Source organism: Providencia alcalifaciens (genome assembly GCF_915403165.1).
Lineage (GTDB): Bacteria > Pseudomonadota > Gammaproteobacteria > Enterobacterales > Enterobacteriaceae > Providencia > Providencia alcalifaciens_C.
The window spans coordinates 1,066,368-1,086,133 of sequence record NZ_OU659204.1 but is presented as its reverse complement, the minus strand read 5'-3'; the positions used below and the strand labels follow the sequence as shown (position 1 = coordinate 1,086,133).

The 19,766-nt window shown below is 43.3% G+C and carries 16 protein-coding genes and 6 tRNA genes; 16 read left to right on the top strand and 6 right to left on the bottom strand.

Annotated elements, in window-relative coordinates:
* Positions 1-6 precede the first annotated feature (6 nt).
* Both LDO73_RS04815 and nagE read right to left on the bottom strand, forming a co-directional pair.
* Positions 7-816, bottom strand: a complete 810-nt coding sequence (locus LDO73_RS04815; RefSeq protein ID WP_224060436.1) for a hypothetical protein — start codon at positions 814-816, stop codon at positions 7-9.
* 258 nt (positions 817-1,074) lie between these two features.
* Positions 1,075-3,102, bottom strand: coding sequence for an N-acetylglucosamine-specific PTS transporter subunit IIBC (gene nagE, locus LDO73_RS04810; RefSeq protein WP_224060435.1), 2,028 nt, complete (start codon positions 3,100-3,102; stop codon positions 1,075-1,077).
* 354 nt (positions 3,103-3,456) lie between these two features.
* Between nagE and nagB the strand changes: the two genes are divergently transcribed.
* The 10 genes from nagB (at position 3,457) to LDO73_RS04760 (ending at position 9,370) form a co-directional block, all read left to right on the top strand.
* On the top strand, positions 3,457-4,260 hold the full coding sequence (gene nagB / locus LDO73_RS04805) for a glucosamine-6-phosphate deaminase (protein ID WP_224060434.1): 804 nt from the start codon (positions 3,457-3,459) through the stop codon (positions 4,258-4,260).
* 124 nt (positions 4,261-4,384) lie between these two features.
* Complete coding sequence (gene nagA, locus LDO73_RS04800) at positions 4,385-5,551, top strand: N-acetylglucosamine-6-phosphate deacetylase (protein WP_224060433.1); 1,167 nt, start codon at positions 4,385-4,387, stop codon at positions 5,549-5,551.
* 7 nt (positions 5,552-5,558) lie between these two features.
* Positions 5,559-6,782: a DNA-binding transcriptional regulator NagC gene (nagC, locus tag LDO73_RS04795; RefSeq protein WP_224060432.1), complete on the top strand. Its 1,224-nt coding sequence runs from the start codon at positions 5,559-5,561 to the stop codon at positions 6,780-6,782.
* Positions 6,783-7,035: 253 nt separating this feature from the next.
* Positions 7,036-7,112, top strand: a tRNA-Met gene (locus LDO73_RS04790).
* 7 nt (positions 7,113-7,119) lie between these two features.
* Positions 7,120-7,204, top strand: a tRNA-Leu gene (locus tag LDO73_RS04785).
* Between the two features lie 32 nt (positions 7,205-7,236).
* Positions 7,237-7,311: transfer RNA gene (locus tag LDO73_RS04780), tRNA-Gln, on the top strand.
* A gap of 48 nt (positions 7,312-7,359) precedes the next feature.
* Positions 7,360-7,434 (top strand) — tRNA-Gln (locus LDO73_RS04775).
* A gap of 48 nt (positions 7,435-7,482) precedes the next feature.
* A tRNA-Met gene (locus LDO73_RS04770) sits at positions 7,483-7,559 on the top strand.
* Between the two features lie 13 nt (positions 7,560-7,572).
* A tRNA-Gln gene (locus LDO73_RS04765) sits at positions 7,573-7,647 on the top strand.
* Between the two features lie 379 nt (positions 7,648-8,026).
* Entirely contained in the window at positions 8,027-9,370 is a 1,344-nt protein-coding gene (locus LDO73_RS04760; RefSeq protein ID WP_224060431.1) for a dicarboxylate/amino acid:cation symporter, read from the top strand.
* Positions 9,371-9,428: 58 nt separating this feature from the next.
* Here LDO73_RS04760 and nfsB read toward each other — a convergent pair whose 3' ends face one another.
* On the bottom strand, positions 9,429-10,082 hold the full coding sequence (gene nfsB, locus LDO73_RS04755) for an oxygen-insensitive NAD(P)H nitroreductase (RefSeq protein ID WP_224060429.1): 654 nt from the start codon (positions 10,080-10,082) through the stop codon (positions 9,429-9,431).
* A 99-nt stretch (positions 10,083-10,181) separates the two neighbouring features.
* On the opposite strand from nfsB, the gene LDO73_RS04750 reads away from it, so the two are divergent.
* Positions 10,182-10,562, top strand: coding sequence for a winged helix-turn-helix transcriptional regulator (locus tag LDO73_RS04750; RefSeq protein ID WP_224060427.1), 381 nt, complete (start codon positions 10,182-10,184; stop codon positions 10,560-10,562).
* 75 nt (positions 10,563-10,637) lie between these two features.
* Here the strand turns inward: LDO73_RS04750 and ubiF are convergent, their stop codons facing one another.
* Complete coding sequence (gene ubiF, locus LDO73_RS04745; protein ID WP_224061133.1) at positions 10,638-11,825, bottom strand: 3-demethoxyubiquinol 3-hydroxylase; 1,188 nt, start codon at positions 11,823-11,825, stop codon at positions 10,638-10,640.
* A gap of 337 nt (positions 11,826-12,162) precedes the next feature.
* Between ubiF and miaB the strand changes: the two genes are divergently transcribed.
* The 5 genes from miaB (at position 12,163) to lnt (ending at position 17,722) form a co-directional block, all read left to right on the top strand.
* Positions 12,163-13,593: a tRNA (N6-isopentenyl adenosine(37)-C2)-methylthiotransferase MiaB gene (miaB, locus tag LDO73_RS04740; RefSeq protein ID WP_224060425.1), complete on the top strand. Its 1,431-nt coding sequence runs from the start codon at positions 12,163-12,165 to the stop codon at positions 13,591-13,593.
* Between the two features lie 86 nt (positions 13,594-13,679).
* Positions 13,680-14,678, top strand: a complete 999-nt coding sequence (locus tag LDO73_RS04735; RefSeq protein ID WP_224061132.1) for a PhoH family protein — start codon at positions 13,680-13,682, stop codon at positions 14,676-14,678.
* Positions 14,679-15,146, top strand: a complete 468-nt coding sequence (gene ybeY / locus LDO73_RS04730) for an rRNA maturation RNase YbeY (RefSeq protein ID WP_132494232.1) — start codon at positions 14,679-14,681, stop codon at positions 15,144-15,146. It begins immediately after the preceding gene.
* Between the two features lie 156 nt (positions 15,147-15,302).
* On the top strand, positions 15,303-16,187 hold the full coding sequence (corC, locus tag LDO73_RS04725; RefSeq protein ID WP_036947644.1) for a CNNM family magnesium/cobalt transport protein CorC: 885 nt from the start codon (positions 15,303-15,305) through the stop codon (positions 16,185-16,187).
* Complete coding sequence (lnt, locus tag LDO73_RS04720; protein ID WP_224060424.1) at positions 16,187-17,722, top strand: apolipoprotein N-acyltransferase; 1,536 nt, start codon at positions 16,187-16,189, stop codon at positions 17,720-17,722. The genes corC and lnt overlap by 1 nt, the downstream gene beginning before the upstream one ends.
* 64 nt (positions 17,723-17,786) lie before the next feature.
* Here the strand turns inward: lnt and LDO73_RS04715 are convergent, their stop codons facing one another.
* Both LDO73_RS04715 and LDO73_RS04710 read right to left on the bottom strand, forming a co-directional pair.
* On the bottom strand, positions 17,787-18,710 hold the full coding sequence (locus LDO73_RS04715; RefSeq protein ID WP_224060423.1) for a sugar kinase: 924 nt from the start codon (positions 18,708-18,710) through the stop codon (positions 17,787-17,789).
* Positions 18,707-19,729 carry an SPFH domain-containing protein gene (locus tag LDO73_RS04710; protein WP_224060422.1) on the bottom strand — a complete coding sequence of 341 codons (1,023 nt, stop codon included), beginning with the start codon at positions 19,727-19,729 and terminating at the stop codon, positions 18,707-18,709. The genes LDO73_RS04715 and LDO73_RS04710 overlap by 4 nt, the downstream gene beginning before the upstream one ends.
* Positions 19,730-19,766: the final 37 nt, after the last annotated feature.

Here is a 19,766-nt window from a genome sequence, read left to right as displayed (position 1 = left end):
AATCAATTAGTTTTTTCGCCATACATCAAAATTATCTGCAAATTTCCCAACGGACTCGCCTTTCGGTGCCTTAGGCATCTGCTTAATAGCTTGAGCTACACTAATAATCAAACGCATAAACGCCTCAGCAAGTCGCTCTTCGCTCTCATTAGGTATTTCTGTTATGCTTCGACTTGCTTTAGGTTTCCACTGATCCCTTAACGCATCAAAGAGATTAAACAGTTGCTGCTTGGTGCTATACAGTAGGCTGCCATCTTTAAAGACATCCTGAAAGCCCAATTCATCAATATAATAGTCAAGAAGATCTTCGTTAGCTGGGTTGTTAATATAGACCCCCTCTCCCCCAACCTTTATTAGGAAAAATAAAATACTCAGCAATGAGTAAACCATCATTTTTCCATCTAATGCTTTATTGTTTTTCTCAAAATTTTGCAGTATTTCGATTGTCGCTCGTCGGCTGTGAGGATCATAGCTACAAACACAGCCTCCCGCGGCTTTATCCGGTATTCGGACTAAAATTCGGTTACGGCTAATAAGTTTAAAACAGAAACTAAAGCTCTCTTTGGTCATAACAATTTCTTGATGATCAAGCCAATCCAAAGGCTCTTCCGTTTCTAACGAACTGATATTGCAATACTTTAAATTTTCCTTGTTCATTCTGCGAATACGAATCGCATTCCCTGAACATTGAAAAAAGTGGTTCATTTTTTGAAACACATATTCGCTAGCTTCACTCACGAGCGTTATTTTTGACATCATCTTATTTATTCCTTTAAAAAAACAGCGTCCTTTAACCAACCGATTTCCTTGAGTCATTTTTCGCCTCGCCAACAAAGGAAATTAACTCCATGGGAAATAAGCCATAAGAGAAATAAAATAGTAATAAGTACCAAAAAGTTAAATTCGGTTATACCGAACATATGATTGATTAATATAGAAATTAATGCCTTGGATGTTAAGACTTGGGGAATTAATGCTTTGGATATTAATTACGTATAATTTAGATAAAAAAATGCCAGCTGATTAAGCTGGCATTTCCTAGGTACTGCTCAGTATTTTCTATCTATACGTAGATTATTTTAATACGTGATAAATAATGGTCTCACCTGCAATAACCTGACCTTTCGCTAAAATTTCAACGCCAGCGAAATCATCAATGTTACTGATGATAACAGGACTAATCATTGATTTTGCATTCGCTTCAAGGAATGGCAGGTCGAGTTTCAGAATCGGTGTACCCGCTTCAACTTCAGCACCCTCTTCAACTAAACGCTCACAGCCTTCACCATTTAATGCAACGGTATCAATCCCCATATGCACAATCAGTTCAACGCCGTTCGCGGTTTCGAGGCAGAATGCATGGTTAGTTGGGAAAATTTTCACAATTGTCCCTGCGGCTGGTGCCACCACTTCACTACTGGTTGGTTTGATAGCAATACCATCACCGACAATACGGCTAGAGAACGCTTCATCAGGAACCTGATCCAGTGAGTAAACCTCACCACTAACTGGAGCGATTAACGACAGAACAGCGTTACCTTTTGCTTTTTCTGGTGCCGCTTGCTGGCTTTTTTCTGGAGCAGCAGCTGGCGCAGATGCCGCAATAGGGCCTTTTGCCATCACTTCCGTCATTGCTTTAGCAATTAATTCGGCGCGAGTTCCCACAATCACTTGCACGTTTTGCTTGTTCAGGCGGATCACACCAGATGCACCAATACGTTTAGCTAGTGGGTCGTTGACTACCGCTGAATCTTTTACGCCTAAACGTAAACGCGTGATACAAGCGTCGATGTTAACGATGTTGTCGCTACCACCTACCGCTGCAATATACTGACGAGCTTCTTTTTGGATCTCGCTTTCATCGCTGTGTGCATCGCTGACGTTTTCGTCATAGCCATCAACAGTTTCATCACCCGCGCTAACTTCACGACCTGGCGTTAACAGGTTGAATTTGCGGATCATGAACCGGAAAATCACGTAGTAGATGCAGAAGAAGACTAAGCCTTGAACAATCAACATGTACCAGTGAGTTGCGAGTGGGTTACGTGTCTGTAAGAACATATCCACCAGCCCCGCGCTGAAGCCGAAGCCTGAAATCCATTCCATTGTTGCCGCGATATAGACAGAGATACCGGTCAATAATGCGTGGATCACATACAGTACTGGCGCAACGAACATAAATGAGAATTCAAGCGGTTCAGTAATCCCAGTAAAGAATGCAGCAAACGCACCTGCAATCATGATACCAGCTACTTTGGCTTTATTTTCTGGACGTGCACAGTGATAGATAGCCAGAGCCGCACCTGGCAGACCGAACATCATAATAGGGAAGAAGCCCGCTTGGTAGCGACCTGTTATCCCAACCGTTGCCAGACCTGCTTCGATGGACTTCGCGCCACCTAAGAAGTTAGGAATATCATTGATTCCTGCCACATCGAACCAGAATACGGAGTTCAGTGCGTGGTGTAACCCAACAGGAATTAATAAACGGTTAAAGAATGCGTAGATACCTGCACCCACCGACCCCATATCTTTGATGCTTTCACCGAAAGAAACTAATCCGTTATACACCACCGGCCAAACATACATCAGAATGAATGCCAGGATGATCATCAGGAATGAGGTTAAAATCGGAACGAGGCGACGACCACTGAAGAATGACAACGCTTTTGGTAGCTCGACGCCACTGTAGCGGTTGTAAAGTTCAGCAGAGAGAACCCCAACGAGGATACCCACGAACTGGTTATTGATTTTATTGAACGCAGCCGGGACGGATTCCACTGGCACGCTCATAATCATTGAGTAGGACGCAGGTGAACACAGTGTTGTCACCACTAAGAAGCCGACAAAACCGGTTAATGCAGCAGCACCATCTTTATCTTTAGACATTCCGTACGCAACACCAATCGCAAACAACACGGACATGTTGTCGATGATGGCAGCACCGGATTTGATCAGTAACGCAGCGATTGCGCTATTGGCACCCCAACCATCTGGGTCAATCCAATAACCAATCCCCATTAGGATTGCGGCGGCTGGTAATACGGCGACAGGCACCATAAGCGCCCTACCAATCCGCTGTAAGTAGCTAAGAATATTCACAAACTCCCCCTTTGTATCGCTCTATTTTTGTCCCATTTCAGGATCTTATTTTCACGCATCGGAAATATATCCGAAGTCGCTTAATTATAGCAATTCATAGAATAGATGAATTCTTTCGCGATACAAAATAAATAGCTAGAAACTGTGATAAATGTCAACGAAAGAAACCTAATATTGACTAAATTAGTAGCTATTCTCGAAAACTTATTTTATGATTAAAAATAAGTTTTTTATATGATTTGCTGTATATACTCCAAGTACCTCAGTCATAAGAATATGTTGAAAATGATCAACACAGTTGAGATTTGGGGTCCTACAAGTATAAATTGAAAGAAACACTAGAGGTAAAAGTACATGAGGCTTATCCCATTAAATAATGCTCATGATGTTGGCGTATGGTCCGCACAGTACATCGCTGATAAAATCAACGCATTTAATCCGACAGCTGAACGCCCTTTCGTTCTAGGCTTACCGACTGGCGGAACTCCACTTGCCACCTACAAAGAATTAATTGCCTTATATAAAGCAGGTAAAGTCAGCTTTAAGCATGTCGTGACATTTAATATGGATGAATACATTGGTATTCCAAAAGATCATCCACAAAGTTACCACACGTTTATGCACCAAAACTTTTTCAATTACATTGATATCCAAGCCGAAAACATCAATTTACTCAATGGTAATGCCCCCGATGTCGACGCTGAATGTCAACGTTATGAAGATAAAATCAAATCCTACGGTCAAATCAACCTGTTTATGGGTGGTGTAGGTAATGATGGTCATATTGCGTTTAATGAACCTGGTTCTTCTTTAAGTTCGAGAACGCGAATCAAAACGCTGACGCCAGAAACTCGCCAAGCTAACTCCCGTTTCTTTGATAACGATATTAATCAAGTTCCTAAATATGCATTAACTGTGGGTGTTGCTACTTTATTAGATTCGAAAGAACTGATGGTATTAGCGACGGGTGCAAACAAAGCTGATGCCGTTCACGCTGCGGTAGAAGGTTCTGTTAACCACTTATGGACAATCAGCTGCGTGCAGCTACATCCAAAGGCATTGATTGTCTGTGATGAGCCTGCAACATTAGAATTGAAAGTCAAAACGCTCAAATATTTCAAACAATTAGAATGTTCGAATATTGAGCAATTTAATTAATTTATGCTCAACCTTATTTTAGCGTCTCTAAAAACGCCTAAAATAAATAGAGTATCGAACACCCGACCCGCCATGCTGATGCGGGTCGGTGACCCATTTTACTCGCGGTCAGGAGTTTTACGCTATGTACGCATTAACTAATTGCATTATTTTTACAGGTCACGAAAGACTGGATAACCACGCAGTCATTATTGATGGCGAAATCATCAAAGCGGTGTGCCCAGAATCCGAACTCGTTCACGATATCGAACGTAGAGATTTAAAAGGTGCCACTCTATCGGCTGGCTTTATCGATCTCCAAGTTAATGGCTGTGGCGGCGTGCAATTCAATGACAACGAAGAAAACGTCACATTGAAAAACCTCGAAATCATGCAAAAAGCCAATGAGCGTGCGGGATGTACTAGCTTTCTGCCGACACTCATTACCTGTTCAGATGAACTGATGAAGCATGGCGTTGATGTCATGACTGAATATCTGAAACGCAATAAAAACCAAGCGCTTGGTTTACATATTGAAGGCCCTTACATTAATTTGATTAAAAAAGGGACTCATAACCCAGAATTTATCCGTAAGCCATCAGTCGAGATGATGGATTACTTAGCTGCACATGCAGACGCAATTAGCATGATCACGCTCGCACCTGAAATTGTTGAGCAACGCTTTATCCACCAGCTCACCGAAGCTGGCATTGTGGTTTCAGCAGGTCACTCCAATGCGACCTATGAAGAAGCGCGTCAAGGTTTCCGCTCTGGTATTCGTGCATCGACCCACCTATTCAACGCAATGCCGTATATTTCTGGCCGCGGCCCTGGTCTGGTTGGCGCAATTTACGATACCCCAGAAGTCTATGCAGGCATTATCGCGGATGGTTTACATGTTCAATGGGCCAATATCCGCAATAGTAAACAACTCAAAGGGGATAAACTGGTTTTAGTCACCGATGCAACTGCGCCAGCGGGAATTGATCCCCAAACAGGTGTAATGGATCATTTTATCTTCGCAGGTAAAACCATATACTACCGAAATGGATTATGTGTCGATGAAAATGGCACACTGAGCGGCTCTTCTCTGACCATGATTAACGCGGTGAAAAATAGTGTTGAACACGTTGGCATTCCTCTGGATGAAACATTGAGAATGGCCACCCTTTACCCAGCGAGAGCCATTGGGGTAGAGGCAACATTAGGTTCCATCGAAGCCGGTAAAACGGCTAACTTGACTGCCTTTAACCAAGACTTCCAAGTCCTTTCAACTTATGTAAACGGTGAGGAAGTCTATAAAAATGAGTAACTAGCTGATGAATCAAAGCCACTCGCTAAAGCAAATTGGTAATATTGATCTCGTAAAACAACTCAACAGTGCTGTCGTTTACAGCCTGATTGATCAACAAGGTCCGATATCAAGAATTCAGATAGCGGAACAGAGCCAACTTGCACCAGCGAGTGTCACTAAGATCACTCGTCAGTTACTTGAACGTGGTTTAATCAAAGAAGTAGACCAGCAGGCCTCCACCGGAGGCCGTCGCGCTATCTCCATCGTCTCCGAATACAAACATTTCCACACCATCGGCGTGCGCTTAGGGCGTTACGATGCCACTATCGCTCTTTATGATCTTAGCGGTAAAATGCTGGCAGATGGTCACTACCCTATTACAGAACCCACCCAGCAAATCGTCGAACAGAAGTTGATTGCTGCACTTGAAGATTTTATCTCGCTGCACCAGAGACGCATCCGTGAGCTGATTGCGATTTCGGTGATATTGCCAGGACTGGTCAATCCGCATTCAGGCATTGTCCACTATATGCCACACATTAAAGTGGATAACTGGCAGTTGATTGATAACCTACAACAGCATTTCAATCTCACCTGTTATGTTGGGCACGATATTCGCAGCCTAGCCCTCGCTGAGAGCTATTTCGGTGCCACCCAGGATTGTGAGGATTCGCTTCTTGTACGTATCCACAGAGGCGCTGGAGCCGGTTTAGTCGTTAATAAAGAGATACTGCTTAACCACCGAGGTAATCTTGGTGAGATTGGGCACATCCAAGTTGACCCACTAGGCGACCTTTGCCATTGCGGTAATTTTGGTTGTTTAGAAACCATCGCCTCCAACCAAGCCATTGAAGCTCGTGTAAAACAGCGCTTAGAACAGGGCTATGCAAGCCAATTAACCCCTGAAACCAGTTCAATTATCCCTATTTGCCAAGCTGCAAATAAAGGTGACCCACTGGCAACCGAGGTTATCCAGCACGTCGGACGCCAAATTGGTAAAGCTATCGCTATCACCATTAACTTGTTTAATCCTGAAAAAGTGGTGATCGCTGGAGACATCACTGAAGCTGAGCAGGTTCTATTACCCGCCATTCAAAGCTGCATTGATACCCAAGCTTTAAAAGGTTTCCGTGAAAACTTACCGATTGTTACCTCGCAACTGGTTCATAATTCAGCAATTGGTGCATTTGCGCTGACAAAACGCGCCATGTTGAACGGCGAATTGCTCCAAAGATTATTAGAAAGTTAACTTTGCGCTCTTTTTATCGGTAAACAGAAAAATAGCGCAATAAATTCCTGTGTGATTTTCAACCATCTTAATAATAACAAATCACATTTTTTCAAATTCAGGGTTGTTTTTTGCTGGCTTTATCGACAAAATGATTATTCATCAAACAAACAGACGCATTTTCTAAAAAATAGTGCAAAAAGCTGTTGACTGTCTTGCCTGTAATTAGCATAATGCGCCCCGCAACGCCGATGAAGGTTAAGCAAAAAAAGATGGCTATGTAGCTCAGCTGGTTAGAGCACAACACTCATAATGTTGGGGTCACAGGTTCGAATCCCGTCATAGCCACCATTTATTTGCGGGAGTGGCGAAATTGGTAGACGCACCAGATTTAGGTTCTGGCGCCGCAAGGTGTGCAAGTTCAAGTCTTGTCTCCCGCACCATTTTCCTTCTCGGTTAAAATTGAATTTAAGATTGGGGTATCGCCAAGCGGTAAGGCACCAGGTTTTGATCCTGGCATCCCCAGGTTCGAATCCTGGTACCCCAGCCATCTTAAAGGCAATTAAGTTACTCAGAATTAATAATAGATATTCTCGGATGGGGTATCGCCAAGCGGTAAGGCACCAGGTTTTGATCCTGGCATCCCCAGGTTCGAATCCTGGTACCCCAGCCATCTATTATCCTTCCAAGCAGTAAAATCAAACAGTAAAGAAATATCAATGGCTATGTAGCTCAGCTGGTTAGAGCACAACACTCATAATGTTGGGGTCACAGGTTCGAATCCCGTCATAGCCACCATTTCTTTTTTTGTTGGGGTATCGCCAAGCGGTAAGGCACCAGGTTTTGATCCTGGCATCCCCAGGTTCGAATCCTGGTACCCCAGCCATCCTCTTCTGCGTTCATCATCAAAAAATCTCTATCAAAACAATTTAAAACATAAAGTAAATAAACTTAATATTTTAATTATTTAATGCTTTTTAAAACTATCATCCTGCCTTTAAATTTTCTTTTAACCTTTTAAAAAAACATTTAATACATCCCATTTACCTTTACGCAACCTTTGTATCGGAAGTGTGATGTCAGTCATTTTCATGTAACCAAATAAAGTGGTAATCTTGCGGCGAATTGTAGTTAGATTAGATTAGTAATACGTAAGCCCCCTTTCGTCTTAAATTATCAGTCCAACTTTCCAATCCATCTCAACTCAGTTGTAAAAAACCAATAATTATAATTGCTCTAACACAATATTTTTACAGAGAAAACTTATGCGAAACATAATAAAACAACCACTATATAAAATTTTATATGTGCAGGTCATCGTCGCCATCACTCTTGGTATTGCCCTTGGGCATTTTTTCCCAGACATCGGAGAGTCATTAAAACCGTTGGGTGATGCGTTTATTAAAATCGTGAAAATGATTATTGCCCCAGTCATTTTCTTAACGGTTGTGACTGGTATTTCAGGCATGACCAACATGAGAGCGGTTGGTAGCGTTGCAGGTAAAGCAATGCTGTACTTCATCACATTCTCAACTGTCGCACTGATTATTGGTTTAATCGTCGCTAACATCATCCAGCCTGGTTCTGGACTGAATATCGACCCTGCAACCTTAGATAATGCCAAAGTGGCAGGCTATGTTGAAAAAGCACACGAATCTTCCATCGTTGGCTTCTTCATGAACATTATTCCTGACACCGTTATTAGCCCATTGGTGAACGGAAACATTCTGCAAGTCCTGTTTATTTCGGTAATTTTTGGTTTAGCGCTAGCAGCGACAGGTAAACATGGTGAGCCTATCGTTAAACTGCTGCAAAACTTCTCTGAGCCTGTGTTCAAAATGGTTGCTATGTTGATGAAACTGGCACCTATCGGCGCATTCGGTGCGATGGCATTTACCATTGGTAAATATGGCATTTCGTCTATCGGCAACTTAATGATGCTGATCATGACGTTCTACATCACCTCACTGCTGTTCATTTTGGTGGTGCTGGGCGCAGTGGCAAAATATAACGGCTTCTCGATTATTGAGCTGATCAAATACATCAAAGATGAATTATGGTTAGTGCTGGGTACCTCTTCTTCTGAAGCGGCATTACCAAGCTTAATGAGAAAGATGGAGCACGCTGGTTGCGAAAAATCCGTCGTAGGTTTAGTGATCCCTACCGGTTATTCATTTAACCTCGATGGCACCAACATCTACATGACGATGGCGGCGCTGTTTATTGCTCAAGCGACCAATATTGAATTAACACTTTGGGAGCAAATTTCCCTGCTGTTAGTTGCGATGATCAGCTCTAAAGGTGCGGCGGGTGTAACCGGTGCAGGCTTCATTACCTTAGCGGCAACGCTGATGGTTGTACCAAGCATTCCAGTTGCAGGTATGGCACTGATTCTGGGTATCGACCGCTTTATGTCTGAGTGCCGTGCGCTGACCAACTTAGTCGGTAACGCCTGTGCATGTATCGTGGTTGCGCGTTGGGAAAAAGAGTTAGATACCGAAAAACTGGCTCATGCATTTTCATCCAAAGGTGAATCTTTAGATTCGATCATCACCGAAGAAGATGTCGTGCAGCCAACGACTTCTGTCGATATCGCAAATAATAAGTAATCTATTACCGCTACAAAGAAAATAAGCCGCAATCGCGGCTTATTTTTTATCCTAAAGATTAAAGCTCAGTCACGACTTCATTCAATGGAAGGCGCACTTTCGGTAAAGCAGAATTAAAATCGTCTTCGGTTTTATAACCAAGCGCAACCACCGTCACCGCACTTAGCCCTTTCTCATTTAAATCGAATTCGTCATTAAGAATTGAAAAATCTAGACCTTCCATTGGTAACGCATCAACCCCTAAAACTGCTGCGCCCAATAATAATGCCCCCATATTCAAGTAAACTTGTTTTTCTACCCAATGCGACAAATCCTTCAATTCATTCTTATGTAAATTCACAAAAAATGAACGAGCCATATGATTCTGCTCTTTAAATTCGCTTTTCAGATATCGCCCTTCTTCATCTTCGAGGTCTAAAAGATGCAGTAAATAATCCTCAGGCAACTCTGTTTTTCCACACATCACAATCACATGGGATGCATTGCGAATTTTTTCCTCATTGAATGAGTATCCGCCTGCCGTCGCATTGACAATTTTTTGTTTTGCTTCAGGGCTACTTACTATCAAGAAATGCCAAGGTTGCACATTGACACTCGAAGGGCTTAATTGAAGTAACGCTTTTATCTCAGTCAGCGTTTCATCAGAAATCGTTTTATTCGGGTCAAAATTTTTCGTTGCATAACGGGTATTTAAAACATTAATTAAGCTCATTAGATCCTCTAAGTTAAATAAACTGTATTGAATTTTGAACATCCTAATGTTAAAAGTATAAACTAACAAGTACGCACAATAATGGCACATACTATACAAATGGATACTGTCAAAAAAAGACGTTATACAAACTACACCTATGATGGATGCCCTGTTGAAGCCTCATTAGAGCTAATGGGAGGAAAAGGGAAAGGCGTGATCCTGTATCATTTACAGGGAAAAACACTGCGATTTAATGAAATAAAAAGGAAATTAGTTTTCATTACGCCACGCATGCTGACCAAACAATTACGAGAACTCGAAAGCGACGGGCTAATTACTCGACATGTCTATCCTGAAGTGCCGCCCAAAGTCGAGTACTCAATGACCCCCGCAGGTGAATCTTTAAGTACGGTGATTAATGCTCTACAAGAGTGGGGAGAAAAATACGGGATCCCGCTATTAAATATGCAAGAACAAGATGTAAATACAGAAGAGTAATCATGAGGAAGTTACCCAGAAGCTTATCTGGGTAACAAATAACGATAGGTAGGTTAATACCATCAATGGATTAGGCTATAGCCCCAGCGCATATTTCAGTGCTAATTTTTTCGCCTCCCCCGCACGTTGCGCGGTCATCAAGCCAAAGTTTCTCAGCATTTTCAAGCCTGGTAAATTCTCGCTAAAAGCCATATAGAAAATATCCATCCCCGCCTGCATCACTAGATTGTCGGGTAAACGGCGGCGCTGATAGCGCTTAAGCACATCCAAAGATTCCCATGCCTCAACACACTCACGCGCTTGGTAAATGATCTTCAATAACACATCCACATCGCGATAACCGAGGTTAACCCCCTGACCCGCTAACGGATTGATGGTATGCGCAGCATCACCAATCAGCACCAAGCCATCCATCACATAGCGGCTTGCATGGTGACGAGTTAAAGGAAATGCGCCCGATGCGATGGCTTTTACTGCACCTAGTCGCTCAGGGAACGCTTCCGAGATAGCGCCAGTAAGTTGCTCCATAGACATACTTTGCAAACGGCGAATTTTGGCAGGGCTGTCATACCATACGAGGGACGCCCAGTTATCATACAGCGGTAGAAATGCTCGTGGGCCTGAAGGGAAAAACTGTTGCCACGTTCTCTCTTGCTGCGGCGTATCCGTTTGGATAGTAATCAGCATGCAAGATTGACGATATTGCCAGCCCCTGCTTCCAATACCTGCCATTTTACGCACTTGAGAGTTAGCACCATCTGCGCCAACCACCAATTTAGTTTCCAGAACGCGCCCATCTTCCAGCTCAACCATCCAGTGTTTTTGCCCATGGGGTTGATACAAGTTTACCAACGTGGCTGGGCAGACTAACTCAAGGTTGCTGTACTGTTCGCACTCTCGCCACAATGCCAACTGTAAAACACGGTTTTCCACCATAAAGCCAAGCTCTGGTAAGCCTAAACTTTTGGCATCAAAAATCACATTGCTGCCAGGTTCTTCCCAGGTTTCTAATTCCCGATAAGGCGCGCTGCGCATCGCTTCTACATGTTTCCATGCCCCTAATTGCTTTAGCAATTCAATAGAGGCACTACTGATGGCTGAGATACGCACATCTGGCGTACTGCTTGCATCAAACTCGGTAGGCTGGGCTTTCTCAAGTAAAGCCACTTTCATCCCTTCTTGGGCAAAGCCTAATGCTGCGGCCGCGCCGGTCATTCCCGCGCCAACCACAACAACATCATAAAATTCAGTTAGTTTATTCATCATGATAGCTACTATTAACTGTTTGATTTATTTAGTATACCGAAAAATTCTCACCCCCGCTGGCAATATCTACGCTCGGGCTCTGGTCACTGGTGCCTCAAATGAATACAATACTCGTCAATCTTTAAAACAATAGGCAAATAGCCTGCCCTTAAGTATTTGGTGATGATATTATTTTAGCATGTTATTACTGGGTAATTTTTGCATTTAATCCAATACAGAACGCTGTTCTTAATCAAAATGCGGTGAATTTCCCCATCATCATAGGGTAGGACTTTGGATTTACAACGCGTTTCGAAGTCCCTATTTTAGATCTCGAAAACACCGGATACACGACATGTCGACAAATAAAAAGTTATATATGAAAACTTGGGGCTGCCAGATGAACGAATACGATTCATCTAAAATGGTCTCTTTATTAGAAAGCACCCACGGCTATCAACTGACTGAGATTGCTGAAGAAGCAGATCTGTTGTTATTAAACACTTGTTCTATCCGCGAAAAAGCCCAAGAAAAGGTGTTTCACCAGCTTGGTCGTTGGAAATTCTTCAAAGACAAAAATCCTGACATCATCATTGGTGTCGGCGGCTGCGTCGCATCACAAGAAGGTGATTTTATTCGCCAGCGCGCACCTTGCGTTGATATCGTTTTCGGCCCGCAAACTCTGCACCGTTTACCGGAAATGATTAACCAAATTCAAGGTAATCGCAGCCCAATTATTGATATCAGCTTCCCTGAAATTGAAAAATTCGACCGCTTACCTGAGCCACGCGCTGAAGGCCCAAGCGCGTTCGTTTCTATCATGGAAGGCTGCAACAAATACTGTACTTTCTGCGTTGTGCCATACACTCGCGGCGAAGAAGTTAGCCGCCCTTGTGACGACATCCTGTTTGAAATTGCACAGTTAGCAGCGCAAGGCGTGCGTGAAGTTAACTTACTGGGTCAAAACGTTAACGCCTACCGTGGTGAGACATTCGACGGTGAAATCTGTTCATTCGCCGAATTATTACGTTTAGTGGCCTCTATCGACGGCATTGACCGCGTACGCTTCACCACTAGTCACCCAATTGAATTTACCGATGACATCATCGAAGTGTATCGCGATACACCTGAACTAGTGAGTTTCTTACACTTACCAGTACAAAGTGGTTCTGACCGCGTGCTAACCATGATGAAACGTGCGCATACTGCATTGGAATATAAGGCGATTATTCGTAAATTACGCGAAGCGCGCCCAGGTATTCTGATCAGCTCCGACTTTATTGTTGGCTTCCCAGGGGAAACCAACGATGATTTCGAAAAAACTATGAAGCTGATTGCTGACGTAAATTTTGATATGAGCTACAGCTTCGTCTACTCCGCACGTCCGGGTACGCCAGCCGCTGATTTACCCGATGATGTTAGCGAAGACGAGAAAAAACAGCGTCTGTATCTGCTGCAACAGCGCATTAATCAGCAAGCAATGAGCTTCAGCCGTGCCATGCTGGGAACAGTACAGCGTATTTTAGTGGAAGGTACCTCACGTAAAAATGTGATGGAGCTTTCAGGCCGTACCGAAAATAACCGTGTAGTGAACTTTGAAGGCACCCCGGACATGATCGGTAAATTTGTTGATGTCGAAATCGTCGATGTTTATACCAACTCTTTACGCGGTAAAGTGATTCGTACCGAAGATCAAATGGATCTGCGTGTTCATGAATCCCCAGAATCCGTGATTGCACGTACCCGTAAAGAAGATGAACTTGGCGTTGGTAACTTCCAACCCTAAAGATAGGATACTCAGTGACCGATAACAAACCTTTGCAAATCGCAACACAAGAGATTTTTTTAGAGCCCGCAGATAATCAGCGTTTAATGAGCCTTTGCGGACCATTTGACGATAATATTAAGCAATTAGAGCGTCGTCTTGGTATTGAAATCAATCGCCGAGACAACCGTTTTAAGCTTTCCGGTAAAGCGCTTAATATTCAAGCTGCCAGTAAGATTTTACGCCAGCTGTACGTTGATACTGCGCCAATCCGCGGTGCGATCCCTGATATTGATCCTGAAAATATTCACCTTGCGATTGTCGATAGCCGAGTGCTTGAGCAATCCGCAGAAAGCGTGCCTGACTATGGTAAAGCCGTGAATATCAAGACCAAGCGCGGGGTTATCAAACCTCGTACCCCAAATCAGGCGCAGTACATTGCCAATATCTTAGATCACGATATTACATTTGGAATTGGCCCTGCGGGAACCGGTAAAACTTACCTTGCTGTTGCGGCAGCTGTCGATGCATTAGAACGCCAAGAAGTGCGCCGAATTCTGCTCACCCGCCCTGCGGTTGAAGCAGGCGAAAAATTGGGCTTCTTGCCGGGTGATTTAAGCCAGAAAGTTGACCCTTATTTACGCCCGCTATACGACGCACTGTTTGAAATGCTTGGTTTTGAAAAAGTTGAAAAACTGATTGAACGTAATGTGATTGAAGTGGCCCCGCTGGCTTACATGCGCGGTCGTACATTGAACGATGCGTTTATCATTTTAGATGAGAGCCAAAACACCACCATCGAACAGATGAAAATGTTTTTAACCCGTATTGGTTTTAACTCTAAAGCGGTTGTCACTGGGGATATCACTCAGGTCGACTTGCCAAGAGGCAGCAAATCTGGTTTAAGACACGCCATCGAAGTATTATCGAACGTGGATGATTTAAGCTTTAATTTCTTCCATAGCGAAGACGTAGTGCGTCACCCTGTCGTGGCGAAAGTTGTCATGGCTTATGAAGCATGGGAAGAGCAAGACAGCAAACGTCGCCAGCAGCTGAAAGAAGAAAAAGAGCAACAACGTGAGCTTGAAAAGCAGGAAAATCACTAAATGAGCGATGTTATTCTCGATTTACAAATAGCGAGCGAAAATACTGACGGTTTACCCTCTGAAGCGATGTTCCAGCGCTGGGTCAATGCGGTATTACCTAAATTTCAAGCTGAAAGTGAAGTCACTATTCGTATTGTTGATGAAGCCGAAAGCCATGAATTAAATCTGACTTACCGTGGAAAAGATAAGCCAACTAACGTGCTGTCATTCCCATTTGAAGCCCCCCCTGAAGTGGAACTTCCGCTGTTAGGGGATTTAATTATTTGCCGCCAAGTTGTGGAGCAAGAAGCCGCCGAGCAGCAAAAAAGTGAAGAAGAACATTGGGCGCACATGGTGGTTCACGGTTGCCTACATTTACTCGGTTATGACCATATTGAAGATGATGAAGCCGAAGAAATGGAAGGGTTAGAAACCGAGATCCTCGCGGAGATGGGCTACGCAGATCCCTATCTTGCAGAAAAAGAGTGAGATCTCTATAATTTTTTGACAGAACCTGTAGTTTTCCAACGCTAACTCATAAATTGTATAGCTAAATAAAATGTTTTAAGCTAAACAATTAACTACCCAAGTAATATGGGTTAGCGATATTTTTTTAATTAACTGAGGAATAATAAATTAAACGCCATGAGCGACGATAACTCTTCGAGTAGTGACACCCCTGGGCCTAAGAAAGGTTTTTTTGCACTGCTAAACCAACTTTTCCATGGTGAACCTAAAAACCGTGATGATTTGGTCGAATTAATTCGTGATTCTGAACAAAACGATTTAATTGACCCGGATACCCGTGAAATGCTGGAAGGCGTCATGGATATTGCCGATCAGCGGGTACGTGACATCATGATCCCTCGCTCTCAAATTGTTACCTTAAAACGTAACCAAAGCCTTGATGAGTGCCTCGATGTCATCATCGATTCTGCCCACTCTCGCTTCCCTGTTATCAGCGAAGATAAAGATCATATTGAAGGGTTATTAATGGCAAAAGATTTACTGCCATTTATGCGTACCGACGCAGAACCATTCAGTATTGATAAAGTGTTACGTCAGGCCGTTGTTGTTCCTGAAAGTAAACGAGTAGACCGCTTACTCAAAGAATTCCGTTCCCAGCGTTACCACATGGCCATCGTTATTGATGAGTTTGGTGGTGTCTCTGGTTTAGTGACTATTGAAGATATTTTAGAGCTGATCGTCGGTGAGATTGAAGACGAGTATGACGACCAAGATGATGTGGATATCCGCCAGCTGAGCCGTCATTCGTACTCTGTTCGCGCCTTGACTCAAATCGAAGACTTTAATGACGCCTTTGGGACGCATTTTAGTGATGATGAGGTAGATACCGTTGGAGGCTTAGTGATGCAAGCCTTTGGTCACTTACCATCCCGTGGTGAAACCATTACCATCGATAACTACCAGTTTAAAGTTTCCATGGCGGATAGCCGTCGAATTTTACTGCTTCAAGTGAAAATTCCTGACGATGCCCCAGTGCCTACTTTGGATGAAGAACAGAGTTAATGAACTTATCCTCTACTTATCAAAGCCAGTGGCTACGCCTGCTGCTGGCTTTACTATTCGGAGCCAGTGGTACACTGGCTTTTTCACCTTTTGACTTCTGGCCTGCCGCGCTCCTTTCTATTTTCTTTCTCCAGCTATTAACCCTACACAGAACCGCCAAGCAAGCTTTTGCTATCGCGTTCGCGTGGGGATTTGGCTTATTTGGCAGCGGCGTCAACTGGGTGTATGTCAGTATCGCCGATTTTGGTGGGATGCCGGATGCCGTTAACGTATTTATCGTTATCTTGCTAGCGGCCTATCTGTCACTGTATCCCGGCCTATTTGGTCTGCTGCTCAATAAACTCACACCCAATGCCAATGTTTGGCGTCTAGTGTTGATGGCACCCGCCCTGTGGCAAGTGACTGAATTTCTGCGTGGTTGGGTACTGACTGGCTTCCCATGGCTGCAATTTGGTTATACCCAGATTGATGGGCCGATGAAATCGTTAGCGCCAATTTTTGGTGTTGAAATGATAACTCTGCTGCTATTTAGCATCAGCGGCTTACTCGTCCTAGCAGTCATTCGTCGCAATCTTATCCCTCTGGCTTGTGCAGCGGCGCTGTTGCTGGTTCCACTGTTAGCTAAAAACGTTCAGTGGTTCACCCCTCTGAATGATAAAACCATGGAAGTCGCGTTAGTGCAGGGAAATATCCCTCAATCGATGAAATGGGAAGCGGGATTTTTACAGCAAACCAAAGATCGTTATATCAAGCTTTCCAGCCCTTATATTGGCAAAGCCGATATGATTATTTGGCCTGAGTCAGCCATTCCCGTGGTGGAATTGGAAAATCAGCCGTGGCTCAAAGCGCTGGACACACTGCTAAATGAAACCAAAACGCGGTTAATTACCGGAACTGTCGATGCAAAACCGGTCAATGGTGATTCGGTATTCTATAACTCCATCATTGTTCTGGGTGATAGAAAACCGTATCTCTACCCAACTAAGAATCGTTATAACAAACATCACTTAGTCCCATTCGGTGAGTTCGTCCCATTGGAAGATTTACTGCGCCCGCTTGCGCCATTCTTTAATTTACCAATGTCGGGCTTTAGCCGTGGAGATTATCAACAGCCTCAATTAGCGATTGGTAATATTCATCTAACAGCAACCATTTGCTATGAAATTATTCTGGGTACTCAAGTTAGAGATAACTTCAAACCTGACAGTGACTACTTACTGACAATTTCAAATGATGCTTGGTTTGGTGAATCGATTGGTCCTTGGCAGCATTTCCAAATGGCAAGAATGCGCTCATTAGAGCTTGGTCGCCCACTATTACGCGCTACCAACAATGGCGTAACGGCAGTCATCAGTGCGGATGGTTCCATCCAAGGTATCCTGCCACAGTTCCAAGATGCGGTACTGGCTGAAAAAGTCACACCAACCACGGGATTAACCCCTTATGCTCGTTGGAGTAACTGGCCGATGTGGGGTGTGGTCGCTATATTCGGCATTATCGGATTTACTCTTAACCGTCGTCAAAAACGTCACTAATTGACGCTTTAAACGGATTAAAAATCCCCGACATCTCGATGGATGATTCGGGGATTTTTTTAACCTAACCAATTAATAATCCCTGCGTTTCTGCTATCCCAATTGAAGCAATACAGCCTGTATTGAAATTCAAGTAATCATCTTCAATACCATCAGAAAAAATCACGCCATTTTCAGGCATTAAAGACTCTAATTGTAATGGCGTGGTTTGCTCAATGGTGCCAAACACTAATTCTGTTCCCGTGGTTCGACTACGAAAAGGTTCCCTTACACTGAACTGTAACCGCTTTTCATCCCAACCGAATCCCTGTGATAGTGGATGAGAGTGAGTCCCTGCTATCGCCTGAGCCCCTGCAATTATAGATTGAAACCATCCCGTTGACCCTAACCCTGTCGAGACAATAATCCCTGATGATGATTGAAACTCTTGCTTCTCTTGCCACTTCACCCGATATCGTGCGGATGTATGGCTTTTAGGGCCTATAAATAGGTCGTTAACGGCTAATAGCGTTTGTCCATCGTTGGTTGTTGCTTGTGCAAAAGTAACGGATTTTTGATTCACTTTGCCATTTAGTGTACGCGTCACCACATCGGATAACTGCCCAATTTCAAAGGGTAGTAATTTACCATCCCAGCGTGCTGGTTCCGGGTTTATGGCGATCACAGGCTGCCCATTAAGATATTTAAGGGTATTTGCCACTAAACCATCTTGCCCTATGACCACCACGATATCACGCGCTGAAAACTGGTAGCTAGGTAACAGTTTCCTTTCCAGTAATTGAAAGCGCCCTATCGTTTTGAGAATCGACTCCGCTTGGATTAACTGCCGCTGATACACATCATGTTCAAGTAGGTAATCACTCACTTCAACATCATTATGTTCAAGGTAAAATTTTGCTTGCGACCAGGTATTGAAACGCTCAATTAATTCCTGCATGCGTGTTTTACGCATCACTAACACAAAGCGAACATCATCATGCTGGCTCATTGTTTGGCTCCTTTTTTCATCAATTGACCAAATAAATCTGGCGAGAAGTTGATTTCACCAATTTTGCCGGCGTTTTGAGCCAAGGATTCAAACGCCATTGCCATCAATTGCTCGGGGTTCATCTTCGCTAGCGCCATTGCTTTTAAATTCTCTACTGGCAATTGACTATAAGCTTTCATTTTAGACTCAATCGCATAAGCATCCGCATCTGATTGAGTTCTCTGATTTTCTGCACTAAGAGCGACTAATTCATTACGCTTGGCTTCTAAACTCACCTGTGAAATCAGCTCCTCTTGCTCAATTTCAGCACGCTCACGAAGTAGGGTTCGCTCATTATCAAGACGAGCCTCTTCAATTTGTTGTTCTTTCGCTTGCACCGATAAATCAGTTTCTAATTCTGCCTCTTTTATCGTTCTTTCTTGCTCAACAGAGAATTTACGACGTGCATAAATTGCGTCATCCGCTTCTTTTAAAATCGCTTCTCTGGCTTGTGCTTCTAAGGCTTTTTGAGTTTCAGGTGACGGCATAATTCCAGAAATAGAAACATCTAAAATTTCAATTCCTAACGACTCAATCGATGACTGTATTGCCAATTGCTGAGTCACTAACATCACCAATATTTGCCCCATCAGTAGAGACTCTTTTAGCGGAGTTGTTTGTACTTTCGCCTGAATCAACGTTTGGGCCGTACGAACAACTCTGTCAGTAAGCTTTAACGGATCCTCAGATAAATAGGATTTTCCATCATGAGCTAAGTTGAAATTCAAAACATTCGCCGTCTTTTCAGGGAACTTCACCAGAAATGAAATCTGCCCTTGAATACGTAAACTTTGAAAATCGGCTGTTTGCAAATTAAAAATAAATGGCGCTTCTTGAGCATTTAATGGCAGCGCTGAAATCGACGTTTTATCCGCGTTATACCAAAAACTGATCCCTTTACCCTGCTTACGAACGACACCATTTACCGACTGAATAACAAACGTTGATGAATCTGATTTGAAATATTTAAAATTTAACATGGCATACCTCACTTAATATCTTTATGAAATCAATGAT